This is a genomic window from Acinetobacter sp. RRD8, assembly GCF_031844225.1.
GTDB lineage: Bacteria > Pseudomonadota > Gammaproteobacteria > Pseudomonadales > Moraxellaceae > Acinetobacter.
Window position 1 is genome coordinate 13,192 of sequence record NZ_JAUZUU010000018.1, and the last position, 15,919, is coordinate 29,110.

At 43.1% G+C, this 15,919-nt stretch carries 19 protein-coding genes; 10 read left to right on the forward strand and 9 right to left on the reverse strand.

Annotated elements, in window-relative coordinates; all coding sequences use genetic code 11:
- Positions 1-7 precede the first annotated feature (7 nt).
- The 5 genes from Q9R24_RS12805 to Q9R24_RS12825 form a co-directional block, all read right to left on the reverse strand.
- Positions 8-313 carry a YcgL domain-containing protein gene (locus Q9R24_RS12805; RefSeq protein WP_311204635.1) on the reverse strand — a complete coding sequence of 102 codons (306 nt, stop codon included), beginning with the start codon at positions 311-313 and terminating at the stop codon, positions 8-10.
- A gap of 130 nt (positions 314-443) precedes the next feature.
- Positions 444-1,586, reverse strand: a complete 1,143-nt coding sequence (locus tag Q9R24_RS12810) for an HRDC domain-containing protein (protein ID WP_311204636.1) — start codon at positions 1,584-1,586, stop codon at positions 444-446.
- A 178-nt stretch (positions 1,587-1,764) separates the two neighbouring features.
- Complete coding sequence (recR, locus tag Q9R24_RS12815; RefSeq protein ID WP_005247207.1) at positions 1,765-2,361, reverse strand: recombination mediator RecR; 597 nt, start codon at positions 2,359-2,361, stop codon at positions 1,765-1,767.
- Between the two features lie 13 nt (positions 2,362-2,374).
- Positions 2,375-2,704, reverse strand: a complete 330-nt coding sequence (locus Q9R24_RS12820; RefSeq protein WP_004278699.1) for a YbaB/EbfC family nucleoid-associated protein — start codon at positions 2,702-2,704, stop codon at positions 2,375-2,377.
- 28 nt (positions 2,705-2,732) lie between these two features.
- A complete protein-coding gene (locus tag Q9R24_RS12825; RefSeq protein WP_311204637.1) occupies positions 2,733-3,920 on the reverse strand; it encodes an O-succinylhomoserine sulfhydrylase in 1,188 nt (395 codons plus the stop codon).
- A gap of 142 nt (positions 3,921-4,062) precedes the next feature.
- Here Q9R24_RS12825 and Q9R24_RS12830 point away from each other — a divergent pair, with 142 nt between their 5' ends.
- From Q9R24_RS12830 to Q9R24_RS12875, 10 genes are all read left to right on the forward strand, one after another.
- A complete protein-coding gene (locus tag Q9R24_RS12830) occupies positions 4,063-5,160 on the forward strand; it encodes an alpha/beta fold hydrolase (RefSeq protein ID WP_004645261.1) in 1,098 nt (365 codons plus the stop codon).
- Positions 5,161-5,229: 69 nt separating this feature from the next.
- Complete coding sequence (locus Q9R24_RS12835) at positions 5,230-6,102, forward strand: NAD(P)-dependent oxidoreductase (RefSeq protein ID WP_005266232.1); 873 nt, start codon at positions 5,230-5,232, stop codon at positions 6,100-6,102.
- Between the two features lie 87 nt (positions 6,103-6,189).
- Entirely contained in the window at positions 6,190-6,459 is a 270-nt protein-coding gene (locus Q9R24_RS12840; protein ID WP_005266231.1) for a YARHG domain-containing protein, read from the forward strand.
- Between the two features lie 31 nt (positions 6,460-6,490).
- On the forward strand, positions 6,491-6,904 hold the full coding sequence (locus Q9R24_RS12845) for an HIT family protein (RefSeq protein ID WP_004278705.1): 414 nt from the start codon (positions 6,491-6,493) through the stop codon (positions 6,902-6,904).
- A gap of 303 nt (positions 6,905-7,207) precedes the next feature.
- Entirely contained in the window at positions 7,208-8,341 is a 1,134-nt protein-coding gene (locus Q9R24_RS12850; protein ID WP_311204638.1) for a porin, read from the forward strand.
- 444 nt (positions 8,342-8,785) lie between these two features.
- Positions 8,786-8,977 (forward strand): cytochrome oxidase putative small subunit CydP, encoded by a 192-nt coding sequence (gene cydP, locus Q9R24_RS12855; RefSeq protein WP_004645265.1) that lies wholly within the window; start codon positions 8,786-8,788, stop codon positions 8,975-8,977.
- Positions 8,977-10,563 carry a cytochrome ubiquinol oxidase subunit I gene (locus Q9R24_RS12860; protein ID WP_191112111.1) on the forward strand — a complete coding sequence of 529 codons (1,587 nt, stop codon included), beginning with the start codon at positions 8,977-8,979 and terminating at the stop codon, positions 10,561-10,563. Before cydP ends, Q9R24_RS12860 begins: the two co-directional genes overlap by 1 nt.
- On the forward strand, positions 10,560-11,705 hold the full coding sequence (gene cydB / locus Q9R24_RS12865) for a cytochrome d ubiquinol oxidase subunit II (protein ID WP_071320015.1): 1,146 nt from the start codon (positions 10,560-10,562) through the stop codon (positions 11,703-11,705). The genes Q9R24_RS12860 and cydB overlap by 4 nt, the downstream gene beginning before the upstream one ends.
- Positions 11,706-11,730: 25 nt before the next feature.
- Positions 11,731-11,832: a cytochrome bd-I oxidase subunit CydX gene (cydX, locus tag Q9R24_RS12870; protein WP_004278713.1), complete on the forward strand. Its 102-nt coding sequence runs from the start codon at positions 11,731-11,733 to the stop codon at positions 11,830-11,832.
- Between the two features lie 3 nt (positions 11,833-11,835).
- Positions 11,836-12,138 carry a cyd operon YbgE family protein gene (locus Q9R24_RS12875; protein ID WP_004278714.1) on the forward strand — a complete coding sequence of 101 codons (303 nt, stop codon included), beginning with the start codon at positions 11,836-11,838 and terminating at the stop codon, positions 12,136-12,138.
- 152 nt (positions 12,139-12,290) lie between these two features.
- Here Q9R24_RS12875 and rodA read toward each other — a convergent pair whose 3' ends face one another.
- The 4 genes from rodA to eno form a co-directional block, all read right to left on the reverse strand.
- Positions 12,291-13,430, reverse strand: coding sequence for a rod shape-determining protein RodA (rodA, locus tag Q9R24_RS12880; protein WP_004645269.1), 1,140 nt, complete (start codon positions 13,428-13,430; stop codon positions 12,291-12,293).
- A gap of 112 nt (positions 13,431-13,542) precedes the next feature.
- Entirely contained in the window at positions 13,543-14,256 is a 714-nt protein-coding gene (ispD, locus tag Q9R24_RS12885; RefSeq protein WP_311204639.1) for a 2-C-methyl-D-erythritol 4-phosphate cytidylyltransferase, read from the reverse strand.
- A complete protein-coding gene (locus Q9R24_RS12890) occupies positions 14,225-14,617 on the reverse strand; it encodes a septum formation initiator family protein (RefSeq protein ID WP_004645271.1) in 393 nt (130 codons plus the stop codon). The genes ispD and Q9R24_RS12890 overlap by 32 nt, the downstream gene beginning before the upstream one ends.
- Before the next feature lie 7 nt (positions 14,618-14,624).
- On the reverse strand, positions 14,625-15,914 hold the full coding sequence (gene eno / locus Q9R24_RS12895) for a phosphopyruvate hydratase (RefSeq protein WP_311204640.1): 1,290 nt from the start codon (positions 15,912-15,914) through the stop codon (positions 14,625-14,627).
- Positions 15,915-15,919 lie beyond the last annotated feature (5 nt).

The window sequence follows — 15,919 nt, forward strand, 5'->3', positions numbered from 1 at the left end:
ATTAACATTAAGCACCGCGTAAACCTTCTGGTGCGACCGCATTTGGATCAATCAAGCCTTTTGGTGGCATTTGGAGGAAGAAACCGCGGGTTTCAATAGAATCCATAACATGCAAGACATTGGCACGTGCCAGTTTACGTGATTCGCTTAATTCAAGATGCATGACAAAAGTCGCACGTCCAAATGCTGCCTGTACTGCTTCAGTCAATACACTTAAAGGTTCGAATGTTTCAGCTTCGCTTTCATTCGCAGGACGCGCCACATACAGATACATTTCACTTTTTTTACTGGATTTGTAGATAGACACTTGCATATTTCAAACGACTTTTCTGGAAAAACAACCGCAAGGATACATCAAAAAAAAGACAGAAACATTAGCCACGTCTCATGCATCAGTCGTGATTTTGTATAATTGCTTTTTCTTTAACCAATCCTGTAGCCAATCACTCGCTGACTTTCATCTGGGTAGACAGATAAGATTCATCCTGATGCAATACCTGAATCAGTGGCTGAGTCAATAACTCATAGCGCCAGCCAAGCAGATAATCCGGCAGATCCTGCTCGTCCTTATGGAAAACCACATGCTGATACAAGGCATTCAGCCATTTCTTACGCATCAGGACTTCTTTCGGAATTGAGGTTTCATTGACGACGTTCTGAATAACTGAATCAATTTTTTCACCGATATCTTTGGAAGAATGGCGAATTGGACGTGCCAGACGTAAAGGCCAATTTTCCGGCTCCGGCAGGAATTTCAGTAAATCTAAAATGGTTTTTCCATGCTCACGAACCACATTCGAACGAATGTCTTTCACATGACTCAGCTGGAAATTATTGCGCGGGAACTTTTCCACCAGATCAATCATGCTGGCATTTTTTAAAATAAAACTGCGTGGTTGATTCAGTGCCTTGGCAATCTGATCGCGCCAGACCATCAATTGCTGCAATTGCATCAGCTGACGGCGTGAATGCCGGTAATTGCCGACATCCTGATACAACAAGGCGGTTGGGGTATCTTCGCCAATTTCCTGAGTCAGAAAACGGCAATCTTGCAAGGCAAAATCCAGCAGATCTTTCGAATCCAGATCCTGTTTAATTTTCTCTGACAGTTGCACCAGATAATGCACATCATTGGCAGCATACAGCAACTGTTCGGAACTGAGTGGACGCGCCAGCCAGTCAGAACGGGTCTGGTCTTTTTCGATATCGACTTCCAGCATCTGCTTCAATGCATTTTGATAGCTGACTTGCAGACCATGCCCCAAAAATGACATGCCAACTTGGGTATCAAACACATTACTCAGCGATTTCTTCTGGGTATAGTGATAGATCAGATCGATATCTTCACTACAGGCATGAAAAATATTCTGCTGTGCGTTAAAAATTTTATTAAGGAACTCAGTCAGATCCAGCGTGGTTCCATCCAACAAATAGACCTTGTTGTCTACGTTAATCTGAAAAACACCCAGCTTAGGCCATAAGGTATCAACCTTGATAAACTCGGTATCCAGCCCATACACTGAATTCTGATCCATCAGCTTCAGTACATGAGTTAAGTCGTTTTGATGTTGAATAAATTGAAACATAGAACTGAGTCTAAGATTAGATTCTCGATAGATCCATATTAACTGATCTATAGAATTTTTGTATAAAAAATAACGCCAATTCTGCCCTATTTCCTAAAAAATGGCGCTTACTTATCAGGTTTTATATTCTAATTAATATCTTTTTTATATTAAAACTAACAAGATATTTAAGCTTAACTTACTTCATGCGCATCCGGTTATGTACTGCCTGACTCAAGGTATGACTATCGACATATTCCAGCTCACCACCTTGCGGTACGCCCTGGGCAATTCGGGTCATCTGGATCGGCAAATGTTTACTGGCCTCAACCAGATAATGCGCCGTGGCCTGTCCTTCTACCGTGGCATTGGTCGCCAGAATCACTTCTTTCACCTGACCATTGGCCAAACGATGCAATAAGTAGGGAATACCGATTTCTTCTGGTCCAATACCATCGAGTGGTGACAGATGCCCGCCCAATACATGATATTTACCTCTGAAGCTGCCACTTTGCTCAATCGCCATGACATCTGCAGGTGATTCCACTACACAGAGCAACTCATCATCGCGATCCAGCGAAGTACAGATATTGCAGACTTCATCTTCGGTCAGAGAATGACAGACTGAACATTCATGAATGTGATTGGTGGCTTCAGTCAGTGCATGTGCCAGACCAATAGCACCCTCACGATTTTTCATGATCATATGCAATGCCATACGTTGAGCCGATTTCGGCCCAACGCTTGGCAAAATGCGTAATGCTTGAACGAGTTGATCAAAACGATCACTAAACATTGCGCATTCTTCCTTAGAACATACCTGCAAGACCAGGCGGTAAACCCATACCTGAGTTCGCTGCTTTCATTCTTTCGTCAGATACCACTTCTGCCTGACGTGCTGCATCATTCATTGCTGCTGCAATCAGGTCTTCGATCATGTCTGGATCATCCTGAAGTAATTCAGGATTGATTTCGATACGCTTCACTACGTTACGGCAAGTCATGGTTACTTTCACCAGACCGCCACCCGCCTCGGCATGCACTTCAGTTTGCGCAAGCTCTTCTTTGGCTTTTTTTACGTTGTTTTCAACTTCTTTCTGCATGCGCTGAGCTTGCTGCATCAACATGTTAATGTTCATAAATATCTCCGAACATAAATTTATAAAATTAAATCAGGTCTAAACCGCGACGAATATCCTGGATAATATCACCAATCTCTTCCAAACCAACAGATACGCGAATCAAACCTTCGCGAATACCGGCAGCTTCTTTGGCTTCAGGCGACAATTTACCATGTGTCGTGGTTGCCGGATGGGTAATGGTCGATTTCACATCGCCCAAATTACCGGTAATCGAGATAAACTGGGTATTGTCAATGACAGTCCACGCTTCCTCACGGCCACCTTTGACTTCAAAAGACACAATACCGCCAAAACCGCTCTGCTGTTTTGCTGCCAGTTCATGACCGACATGCTCAGGCAGGCCCGCATAATATACTTTTTCTACTTTTGGATGCTGATTCAAAAAATCAGCCAGTTGCTGAGCACTTGCTGAATGTTCACGCATACGCAAACGTAGTGTCTCCAAGCCTTTCAGGAAGACCCAAGCATTGAATGGGCTCATTGACGGGCCTGTGGTACGCACGTAGCCGAAGATTTCTTCTAGTAACTTGTGATTACCTACGACAGCACCACCCAAGGCGCGGCCCTGACCATCCAGATATTTAGTCGCAGAATACACTACCAGGTCTGCACCAAATTTGATTGGTTGTTGTAACACCGGTGTACAGAAGCTGTTATCAATCGCCAGTAAAGCATCATTGGCATGCGCAATATCAGCGAGTCCCTGTATATCGGCTACTTCCGCTAAAGGATTCGATGGAGATTCAACAAAGAGAATTTTTGTTTCAGGCTTGATGGCATTTTTCCATGCATCAAGATCGGTCAAATCAACGAAATCAACGCTGACGCCAAATTTTGCGACATATTTTTCAAACATGGAAACCGTAGAGCCGAAGACAGCACGTGAACAGATCACATGATCACCCGCTTTTAAAAAAGCCATCATCACTGCCATAATGGCTGCCATACCCGAACTGGTGGCGACGGCGCGCTCTGCACCTTCAAGTGCAGCCAGACGCTTTTCAAACATGGCAACGGTCGGATTGGTAAAGCGAGAATAGATATTGCCCGGCTCCTGGCCTGAGAATTTAGCTGCGGCTTCTGCAGCATTTTCATACACAAAAGACGATGTTAGAAAAATCGGTTCGCCATGCTCACCTTCAAAAGTGCGGGTATGACCGGTACGAATGGCTAAAGTTTCTAATTGGTAAGAAATATCGTCTTGCTGGCTCATCGCTTTACCTCAGCCCTCAGGCTGCCTTTTGTAAAAATTTGCCAACATTTTGAGCGCCTAAGCTATTTCAGGTCAAGGCATAATAAGCGATTATTGCTTAGACTTCGATCAATCCTCCCGCGGATACGGATATTTTATTTACATGATTCAGTTAAAACAAAACTTTCAGCGCCAGCAAAAAAAATTGAAACACCTCAGCACCCGGGTGTTTAATGCCTCCTCACTGATCCTGTCGCAAAAAACCCCTTTTGAATATATTGCCGGCACCGAGTTTTGCAAGATTCGTTATTACGCTTCACCTGAGAAAAAATATAAGGAGCCTCTGGTTTTCATCGCACCGTTAGCCATTAATATGGATATCTATGATCTGTATCCTTATCGCTCTCTGGTCAAGCATTTTCAGCATAGCGGTTTTGATGTCTATCTGGTGGAATGGAAACGCTTTAACTTTAAGCACCGTCACCTGAATTTTTTATCTTTTATCGATGCAGCCATTCCTCAATCCATTGAAACCATCTGCAAGCATTCAGGCAGTCAGTTCATTTCCTTACACGGGTGGAGTATGGCTGGGGTGTTTGTCACGCTCTATACAGCCCTGCATTCGCCTGAACATGTCAAGAATCTGATCGTGGTGGGCAGTCCTATCGACAGTTATGCGTCAGGACGTGTCGGCAAACTTTTTTCTACGACCAATAAACTGATTTCTAAAAATAAGAATTTGCAACAAGCCATTCATCAAGGACTGATCCCGAAGCAATATATTCATACGCCGGGTATTGTAAATGCCTTGGGCTTTAAATTACTTGATCCGATTGGCTGGCTCAAAAGCCAGAAGCAGTTTTTGCTGAATCTGGATCATGTCGAAGATGTCTATGAACATGCCACCATGGGGAATTTCCTGAACAAGATGATCGATTATCCGGGCGGGATTAATCAGGACATGGTTCTGCATTTATGGCTGCAAAATCCTTTAAAATACGGTTCTATCACTTTAGATGGTCGTATTGTTGATCTTAAAAATATCAGCTGCTCCCTATTGGTAGGTGCAGGTCAAACCGACCAGATTGTCACAGAACAGTCAGCTAAGCCTTTGATGGAATTGACAAGTAGCCAGGATAAGACGTTTACTCTTATACCGGGTGGTCATCTTGGACTCATGTCGAACCAGAAAACAGCCAATACATTCTGGCCAAAAATGACGACCTGGCTGGTGCAGCGCTCCACACGTCTTGATGCTTAAAGCAGATTTCTCGCACCAGAAAAATATTAAAAATTATCAATAGATTTAAACATATTCAGAGGGTACAGCATGATTCAATCAGTGGCATTTATCGGCTTAGGTGCAATGGGTTTTCGTATGGCTGCACATTTGCCCAAGCATTTTGATACGGTCTATGTCTGGAACCGCAGCTTTAACAAGGCTGAAGAGCATGCTGCCGAATATGGCACCCAAGCCGTCACACTGGAACAGGCCGTACAGGCAGATGTGATTTTTTCTTGCCTGCCCACCAGCGCTGATGTAGAACAACTTCTGGAAAATTTACCGCTTAAATCCGGTTCAGTCTGGGTCGACTGCACCAGTGGTGTACCAGATTCTGCCCAAAAACTGGCAGCACAACTGGCTGAACATGGGGTAATCTTTCTGGATGCACCGGTCAGTGGCCAAACCGTTGGTGCTGAAAATGGCACTTTAACCGTGATGGTGGGTGGTAATGCAGAGGGCTATGAAAAAGCCCTTCCTGCAATGCAGGCATTTGGCAAGCTGATCAAGCATGTCGGTGAATCTGGCGCAGGTTTTGCAGTGAAGGCCGTAAATAATATGTTAATGGCTGTAAACCTGTGTGCCGTTGCTGAGGGCTTTACTACCTTGAAAGCGCATGGGGTAAACCTGCATGAAGCACTGGATTGTATTAATGCTTCAAGTGGTAAAAGCATGGTGACTGAAACCGTATTGCCACAGCGTATTTTAAACCGCAGTTTTCCTGTAACCTTTGCCCTGCCACTCTTGGCCAAAGATACAGGTATCGCAATCGACCTTGCGCGTGAAGCCAAACTTTCTGCACCTGTGTTATCTTTAACCCAGAATCTGATTCAGGCAGCCAGCGACCTGTCGGATAAAAACAGTGATTTTTCCAGTGCTGTGAAAATGTATGAATCATGGAGTAATATTACCATCGAGTAATATCTCGCCATTGAATAATGATAACGAAACCTCATATTGTGACTATATAGGCAGGCACATATAGTGGTTAACCCAGAGGAAACTCTCATGAAAAAATTTTTTGTTGCAGCAGTGATTGGCTTTGCAACTTTGTTCGGGGCTTCAACATCGGTTCTTGCATCTGAACAAGAGTGCAAAAAATTGAAAAATGATCATGACGTGATTTATGCGTCTAAAGGTTTCTGTTTCAAAGATCCTGAAGCAAAAGCCAAGTTTGGTAATGACAATTGCTATACAACCAAGCCAAAATTCTCGGAAAAAGAGCAACAACGTCTTGACGCGATCAAAGATCGTCAGAAAGAATTGAACTGTAAATAATTCAGTTTAATGACGCTCAAGGAATGTACTTATGACTTATGATGATCAGAATATTTTTGCACGAATTCTACGCGGTGAACTTCCTGCGATAAAAGTGTATGAAGATGACCAGGTTCTTGCATTTATGGACATCATGCCTCAGGCAGAAGGTCATACCCTGGTTGTTCCGAAAACACCGGCGATCACTTTACTGGATCTACCCCCTGAAGCTGCAGCCTATACGATTCAGATCGTACAGAAAGTTGCAAAAGCCATTGAAAAAGGTTTAGGTGTGGACGGTATCGTGCTGATGCAATTATCAGGTGCCGCAGCGGGTCAGACCGTACCACACGTACATTTCCATCTGGTTCCTACCTCTTTGCACAATCTGGGCAAACATGCTGCCCAGATGGGTGATCAGGAAAAAATTAAAGCGCTGGCTGAAAAAATCAAAGCTGCACTTTAAGTTTAACTGAATAAAAAAATGGAGCTTCGGCTCCATTTTTTTATTCTACTTAAAGCATAAAACTTTAGAAATAAATGCGAATCATTAAGATAATAGCAACCAAATTATCTTTAAATACAAAAAATTGAATGTGTAATATTACAAAACTTACAAAATACAACATTTAACAGATTTGAAATATTTCCTTAATCTTACTGTCTTATTTGTAATCGATACTTGGCACCAATAGAGCGGTACATGTTTCAACACATGACTGAAACTTGTTTTAAGACGATGAATAAAAAGTCTTTATTGGAGCAACACATGAAAAAAACGTTATCTGCATTAGCAATTGGGGCAACAATTTTAACACCAGTCATGGCAGCTGCTGCTGACGTTAAAATTTATGGTCGTGCACACGTTTCTTTAGATTATCTGGATGATGGTAAAGACTATAATGAAGTTGCTTTATCATCAAACGCGTCACGCCTTGGCTTTAAAGCTGAACAACAATTAGAAAATGGCATGACGGCTTTTGCTCAAATCGAACAGGAAATTAACTTTGCAAGTGGTTCTGCAAACGATGATGTTGAATTTGCAACTCGCGATACTTTTGTTGGTTTAAAAGGTGATTTCGGTCAAGCGCGTATCGGCCGTTTTGACAGCCCATTCAAAGTAGCACGTGGCCCGGTCAACTTCTTTGGTGATATGGTCGGTGATGTTCGTAACGTCACACGTGCTGGCAACTTGCGTTTTGATGAACGTAATAACAATACCATTGAATATAAATCACCTAAGTTTGGTGGCGGCTTTAATGTTTTAGCAGCACTTTCTTTACACGAAGGTAATAGCCCTGATAGCGTGTCAACGTCTTCACCAAAAACTACTGTAATTGAAACTGTGAATGGTCCAGTAACAGTAGTCGTACCGGGAACCACAACTACTACCAATAAAGATAATCGCGATGATAAAGCATACGACCTCGCCTTAACCTATAAAGAAGGTAAAGTTGATTTTGCTGCTGCCTATGAACATTATGAAGAAGATGCAGGTCGTGGCGAACGCGATGGTTTCCGTATTGCTGGTGCCTACAAAATCACTCCTGAATTCAATCTGGGCGGTTTATACCAATTCCTTCAACATGATAATTCTGAAGCAAACCCAGATGCACAAGTATTTGGTGTAGCAGCTGACTATAAATTTGCACCAAAAACATATCTACGTGGTCAAGTGTTCCAACGTGATGTAGATGCAGATGATGCGAATGCAACATTATTGGCACTTGGTGTTGAACACCGTTTAGACAAAACAGTACGTGTATATGCAAACCTGGCAACTGTACTAAATGATGAAAATTCAAACTTAACACCATGGGCACAAGCGCGTACAAACAACGTAGGCGGTACACGCGGTGAAGATGCAACCGGTCTTTCTCTAGGCATGCGTTACGACTTCTAAGACCAGTCTCCCTCACAAAGTTTAAAAAGAACATGCCTCCAGCATGTTCTTTTTTTGGCGTGTTTTTATCAGTATAAATATGATGAGAAAGATTGTGATACTGATATTCAACTCTTATAAAACCAACCAATTTAGTTTGATTAATTTTATTCTTCATTTTAAAACCAAGCATTTTAATCAGATTAAAAAATAGAAAAAATATTAATCCAACCAAAATAATCTACATTAAAATATATAAATATAAGCATTTTAGTCGGATTTAAAAACCAATAAAATTACATAAAATAATAAAAAATATTTAGAATAAATTTTAACTCATATAAATATATATTTATTATTTTCAAATACTTATAAATATATATTTATTTAAACTGTATCGTCTATTTATTTTTTAGTTACAATAGATTAATAATATATAACAAGTCATATAACAGGCTTAGTCGAATGAGCTTAGTTCCCAAAAATCTAAACCAGAGAGTAGTTAGAGAAATAACTGCCATTTTAATTATCAAGGTTATTTTACTGATGATCATTAAAAATATCTGGTTTGATGCACCTACGATTCCTAAAAATTTTGACAACCAAGTCGCCGAGCGTATCGCCGGCAATCCTTCCCAAATCCAGGAGACACGTTGATGATTTCTGAAAGCGTGGTCGATCTCTCGCGGTTCCAGTTCGCCATGACCGCGATGTATCACTTTATTTTTGTTCCACTGACTTTAGGCTTGGCTTTTTTGCTTGCCATTATGGAAACCACCTATGTGATTTCCGGCAAAGAAATCTATAAAGACATGACCAAGTTCTGGGGAAAACTGTTTGGTATTAACTTTGCCTTAGGGGTAACCACAGGCCTGACCATGGAGTTCCAGTTCGGAACCAACTGGGCTTATTACTCGCATTATGTCGGTGATATTTTTGGTGCACCGCTGGCGATTGAAGGTTTGATGGCCTTCTTCCTTGAATCGACCTTTATTGGCTTGTTCTTCTTTGGCTGGGATCGCCTGTCCAAAGTGCAACATCTGGCAGTGACCTGGCTGGTAGCTTTAGGTTCGAACATGTCTGCGCTGTGGATTCTGATCGCCAATGGCTGGATGCAAAACCCGGTTGGTTCTGTATTCAACTACGAAACCATGCGTATGGAAATGGTGGACTTTGCTGCTCTGATATTTAACCCGGTTGCTCAGGTTAAATTCGTACATACAGTGTCTGCAGGTTATGTCACAGGTGCCATCTTCGTCCTGGCTATTTCAAGTTACTACATGCTGAAAAAACGTGACTTGCCTTTTGCACGCCGTTCTTTTGCCATTGCAGCCATCTTCGGGCTTGCTTCTACACTTTCAGTGATTTTACTGGGTGATGAATCAGGTTATGAGCTGGGCGATGTACAAAAAACCAAACTGGCAGCGATTGAAGCAGAATGGGATACTCACCCTGCACCTGCACCATTTACTTTGTTCGGTATTCCGAATAAGGAAACCATGACTACAGATTATGCAGTGAAAATTCCTTATGTAATGGGTCTGATTGCTACACGTTCTACGACTGAACAAGTTACAGGTATTAAGGACCTGCTGGTTCAGCATGAAGCGCGTATCCGTAATGGTATGGTGGCCTATTCGCAACTGGAAAAATTACGTGCTGGTGATCAGTCTCCAGAACTGAAAACCGCTTTTGAAGAAAGCCAAAAAGACCTCGGTTACGGTCTGCTGCTGAAGAAATACACGCCAAATGTCGTTGATGCCTCTGAAGAGCAAATCAAAGCAGCTGCTAAAGATACCATTCCACACGTACCAAGTCTGTTCTGGGCCTTCCGTGCCATGGTTGCTTCTGGCTTCTTGATGCTACTTCTATTTGCACTGGCAACTTTTGCGGTAGCAAAACGTAATGCTGAAAACAAACCATGGTTATTGAAATTTGCATTATTTGCACTTCCTCTGCCTTGGGTTGCTGCGCAAACTGGCTGGTATGTGGCAGAAGTAGGTCGTCAACCTTGGACCATTGGTGAGGTATTACCGACGCATCTTTCAGCATCAAGCTTAAGTACAGGTGATGTCTGGGGTTCAATCCTTGCATTGGCAGCATTCTATACCGTGTTACTGATTATCGAGATGTATCTGATGATCAAGTTCTCACGTCTTGGCCCAAGCTCACTGCATACCGGTAAATACCATTTTGAAAAGCTTGCAGCTGCAGAGAAGGCAAATGAGGAGACTCACGCATGATCGAATATGAATTATTAAAAATCATTTGGTGGGTGCTGGTCGGCGTATTGCTGATTGGCTTTGCCCTCACCGATGGCTTCGATATGGGCTCCATGGCGATCATGCCATTTGTGGGCAAAAATGATAGCGAGCGCCGTGCAGCGATCAATACCATTGCCCCGCATTGGGACGGTAACCAGGTCTGGTTTATTACTGCCGGCGGTGCTTTGTTCGCTGCCTGGCCAATGGTCTATGCAACCGCCTTCTCTGGCATGTACTGGGCACTGTTGCTGGTACTGTTTGCCCTATTCCTGCGTCCGGTCGGTTTTGACTATCGCTCAAAACTGGAAAATACCAAATGGCGCAATTCATGGGACTGGGGTCTAGCCATTGGTGGTGCAGTGCCTGCATTGGTCTTCGGTGTGGCATTCGGCAACATGTTCCTGGGTGTACCATTTACTTTAGATGAAACTGTACGTTCTACTTATACTGGTAGCTTCTTTGCCCTGCTGAATCCGTTTGCGATTGTCTGTGGTCTGGTCAGTTTATCGATGCTGTGTGCACATGGTGGTGCATGGTTAATGCTGCGTACTGATGGTGACCTACGCCAACGTTCTGCCAAAGCAACACAAATCATGGGACTAGTGTATTTAGCAACTTTCCTGGCAGCCGGTGCATGGTTGTATTTTGGTGGCATTCAGGGCTATACCTTAGTTACACCTTTTGATACCAATGGTGTTGCCAACCCGCTGGCCAAAGAAGTATTGACCAATGCCAATCCAGGCTGGATGAATAACTACTCGACGTATCCAATCACAATGGCTGCTCCAATTGCCGGCATTTTGGGTGGCTTGATCATTGTCTTGGCAGCTAGTAAAAACAAAGCAGGCTTGAGCTTCCTGGGTTCATCTCTGGCTGTCATCGGTGCCATCCTGACTGCTGGTTTTGCCCTGTTTCCTTTCCTGATGCCTTCAAGCATTAACCCGGTTGCAAGTCTGACCATGTGGGATGCGGTATCTAGTAAAAATACCTTAACAGTCATGACCGTTGCTGCATGTATCTTTGTTCCACTGATCCTGATCTATACCACCTGGTGTTACTACAAGATGTGGGGCGTGATTACCAACAAACACATTGAAGATAATTCACATAGCCTGTACTAAGGCTATGTCTTAAGGAGAGACAACTATGTGGTATTTTGCCTGGATTCTGGGTGTACTGATGGCATGTTTTGCCAGTGTGATTGCTGCCATTTACATGGAACAACACCAAGACCTGGATGAGGAATAAAACATGACCGAAGCTGCGCTTGAGAAAACCGTTGTAGACAAGAAACCAAACAAATTTGCGATGATGATTTCCTGCCTATTGGCTTTTCCTCTCGCAGCCGTGTTATTGGTTCATCCTTCTGCAATGCTGGATGCCAACGGTGAATATAGCCATAGTGCCATGATGTATATCATGATTGGTATTTCTGGAGGCTTTGTCCATGGTGTTGGCTTTATGCCGCGCCACTGGTTCTGGAAATGGTTGTTTAGCCCTTTCCTAGCATGGCCTTTAATGATCTGGGGTTATTACACCTGGTTTCTCAGTTAAAGTATGAAATTAAAAAGCCCTCATTTGAGGGCTTTTTAATTTCATACGAATTCTAAAATATTCTTCTTTTTTCTTCTGGCCAAAACAGGATTTTTAAAACAACTTATTTTAAGTATATAAAAAGCCGGAACCAGTCCGACTTTTAGAATGACTTATCGATGAGTATGAATCGACATCACAATGCCCATCCCGGCCAGCATGGAAATCACTGCCGTTCCACCATAACTCATGAGCGGTAATGGATCTCCAGTTACAGGTAAAATCCCGCTCACCATGCCTGAGTTTAAAAATACAAAGAAGAAGAAAGTCAGTCCCATGGCTCCAGCATATAAACGGCCAAAGTTATGAAAGCTGTTTAAACCAATCATCAGACAGCGAATAATAATGGCAGTGAATAAACTAAACAGCAGGAAAACGCCGATAAAACCGAATTCTTCGGCATAAGTCGACATAATAAAGTCAGTATGATGTTCAGGCAGATAACCTAAATGTGATTGGGTACCTTCAGTATAGCCTTTGCCCGTGGAACCACCTGAACCAATCGCAATTTTGGACTGGATGATATTCCAGCCTGCACCCAAGGCATCCGATTCCGGATCAAATAACGTGGTAATACGTTTTTTTTGATACTCTTGTAGCACGAACATCCATGCAGCCGGAGCTGCCACAGCTACCGCCGCTGCTGCACCACCAATCAAACGCCACGACATCCCACTTAAAAATAGAACAAAAATACCAGGAATTACCAAGCCAATGTTCAAGTCAGGCTGAAGTGCCACCAAAACAAATGGTACGCCCAATAGAATCAAAGCCCCGACAATATGCAAAAATTTGGGAGGAAATGGCTTACGTGCAAAATACCATGCCATCATCAAAGGCATGGCAAATTTCATCACCTCACTCGGTTGCATGCTTCCCACCCCTGGCAAGGTAATCCAGCGGGTTGCACCCAAACGTTTTTCACCAATCACAAAGACCAGAAGCAGCATGAAGATCCCGAAGGCATACAGGTATGGACTAATCGCCTGATAGACTTTCGGTGGAATCTGCGCACAGATAAACAGCAGCACAAAACCAATTCCAAAACTGATCGCCTGACGCACCACCATGCCAGAGTCTTCGGATGTCGCGCTATACACCACCATTAAACCCAGGATTGCATTGAGAACTAGAAAGCACAATAACCAGGGATCAAGGTGCAACTTGGTCCATCGAGATGAATCTTGCGGGTTAATACTACGTCCATCACGCAAAGAGTGACGTAAAAACCGATACTGCTGTGAAGGTATCATTGGCCAAAAGGTGAAAAAGAATGATGGCAAAATTATAAGTGAAAGCTATAGCGAATAGATCGCTATAGCCAGATTTATTCTGCTTTTATTTAAATATTATTTGAATATATTTTTAAGCCTGAGCCTGTAAAATCAGCTTGGCCAGTTCCAGATCGTCCGGATAGGTAATTTTAATATTATCGGAACGCCCTTGTACTACACTCACCTGTTCGCCGATATGTTCCAGCGCACTGGCTTCATCAGTAATCGTAGCACCATCTTGCAAAGCCTGCTCAATCGCCCGTTTCAACACACCTAGCTTGGCCATTTGTGGTGTTTGTGCCTGCCATAGCATTGAGCGATCCACTGTTTCCTCAATATCAAAATTGGTTACTACACGCTTAAGTGTATCTCTTACTGGAATCGCCAGAATCGCAGCCTGATCATTTGTAATCGCCGTATTGACTAACTGTTGCAGACAATCCAGACCGACACAGGGACGCGCCGCGTCATGTACCAGCACCCACTCATCTTCAGAAGCGATTTGAGATAAATACGTGAGTGCATTTAACACGGAATTCACCCGCTCGGCACCGCCCAGACAGAAATGGGCTTTCTCTTGACTGGAAAATGGCAGCATTTTTGCCACGTTGTCCTGTGCACCAATCGCCAGGACATAACCCATCAAAGGCAGGTGATTCAGACGAGCCACCGTATGTTCAAGAACAGTTCGCTCTTGAATCATCTGATATTGTTTCAGTTCTGTTTTAGAGAAACGGCTACCGGAACCTGCAGCTGGAAGAATGACCCAAAGTTTAAGGTGTGGTTGGTGCTTCAGCTGACTCATTGGTTCGCAGGTCTACTTTAGAATTAGGATTAAGATAGATCGGTTTATATTGAGTACTGATCGTGCTCATTTGAATAAAAGTTTCGCGTGGCTTAATCAGACCAAGATCTAAACGCGCATGTTCTTCGATGGCTTCAATACCATTCTTCAAATCATAAACTTCTGCTGCCAGAACGCGATTACGCTCTTTTAGCTCATCATTCAATTCCATTTGTTGTTGGATTTTCTGGGTCAGTTGCTGATGATCATGATAACCACCTTCACCAAACCAGTATAAATATTGAAACCCTGCGATCAAAATGATCGCAAGGCCCAACAGTACTTTACTCGCAGTCGAGTCGAATACATTTAACATTGACATAAGTCGCTTAGTTCAAACCTTTGAACTCAGCTTTACCGCGATATGCAGCATTAGTCAATTCTTCAATACGAAGTAATTGATTATATTTCGCTACACGGTCAGAACGGCAAAGTGAACCCGTCTTGATTTGACCCGCTGCTGTACCTACTGCAAGATCAGCAATCGTTGAATCTTCAGTTTCGCCTGAACGGTGTGAAATTACCGTAGAGTAACCATTTTCTTTCGCAAGGTAGATGGCATCTAAAGTTTCAGTCAAGGTACCGATCTGGTTGTATTTAATCAGAATAGAGTTACCCACTTTTTCGTTGATACCACGCTGCAGGATTTTCGGATTCGTTACGAACAAGTCATCACCTACCAACTGGATCTTGTCACCAAGAATTGAAGTCAGGTAAGACCAGCCTTCCCAGTCAGATTCGTCCAGACCATCTTCAATCGAGATAATTGGGTACTGGTTTACAAGACCTGCTAAATAGTCAGAGAACTGGTTGCTTGTGAACGCTTTGTTGCCTTCGCCCGCAAGAATGTATTGACCATTTTTGTAGAATTCTGAAGATGCACAGTCAAGCGCAAGCATGATGTCAGAACCTGCTTTGTAGCCAGTTTGACCAATTGCTTCAAGAATAACCGTAATTGCTTCTTCGTTTGAACGTAAGTTCGGTGCAAAACCACCTTCATCACCTACCGCAGTGTTTAAACCTTTTTTGTTTAAAACTGATTTAAGTGAATGGAAGATTTCAGCACCGGCACGTAGCGCTTCAGAGAATGAAGTGAAGCCTACTGGCTCAATCATAAATTCTTGAATATCGACGTTGTTGTCTGCATGTGAACCACCATTGATGATGTTCATCATTGGTACAGGCATGGTTAGAATCGTTTGACCGCGAAGATCTGCGATGTATTGGAAAAGAGGAATTTTCTTTTCTTCAGCAGCAGCGCGAGCAGCAGCCAAAGACACTGCCAAAGTTGCGTTTGCACCTAGTTTTTCTTTGTTTTCAGTACCGTCAAGCGCGATCATCGTGTTATCGATGTCTTTTTGTTCGAATACTGATTTACCGACCAAAGCGTCACGGATTAACGTATTTATGTTATTTACCGCAGTTTTAACGCCTTTACCTAAGTAACGCGCTTTATCGCCATCACGAAGTTCTAAAGCTTCACGAGAACCAGTTGAAGCACCAGATGGTGCACATGCACGGCCAACTACGCCAGATGCTAAGATTACGTCTGCTTCGATGGTAGGGTTACCACGAGAGTCCAAAATTTCACGTGCACGAATGTCAACGATTTGGCTCATGAACT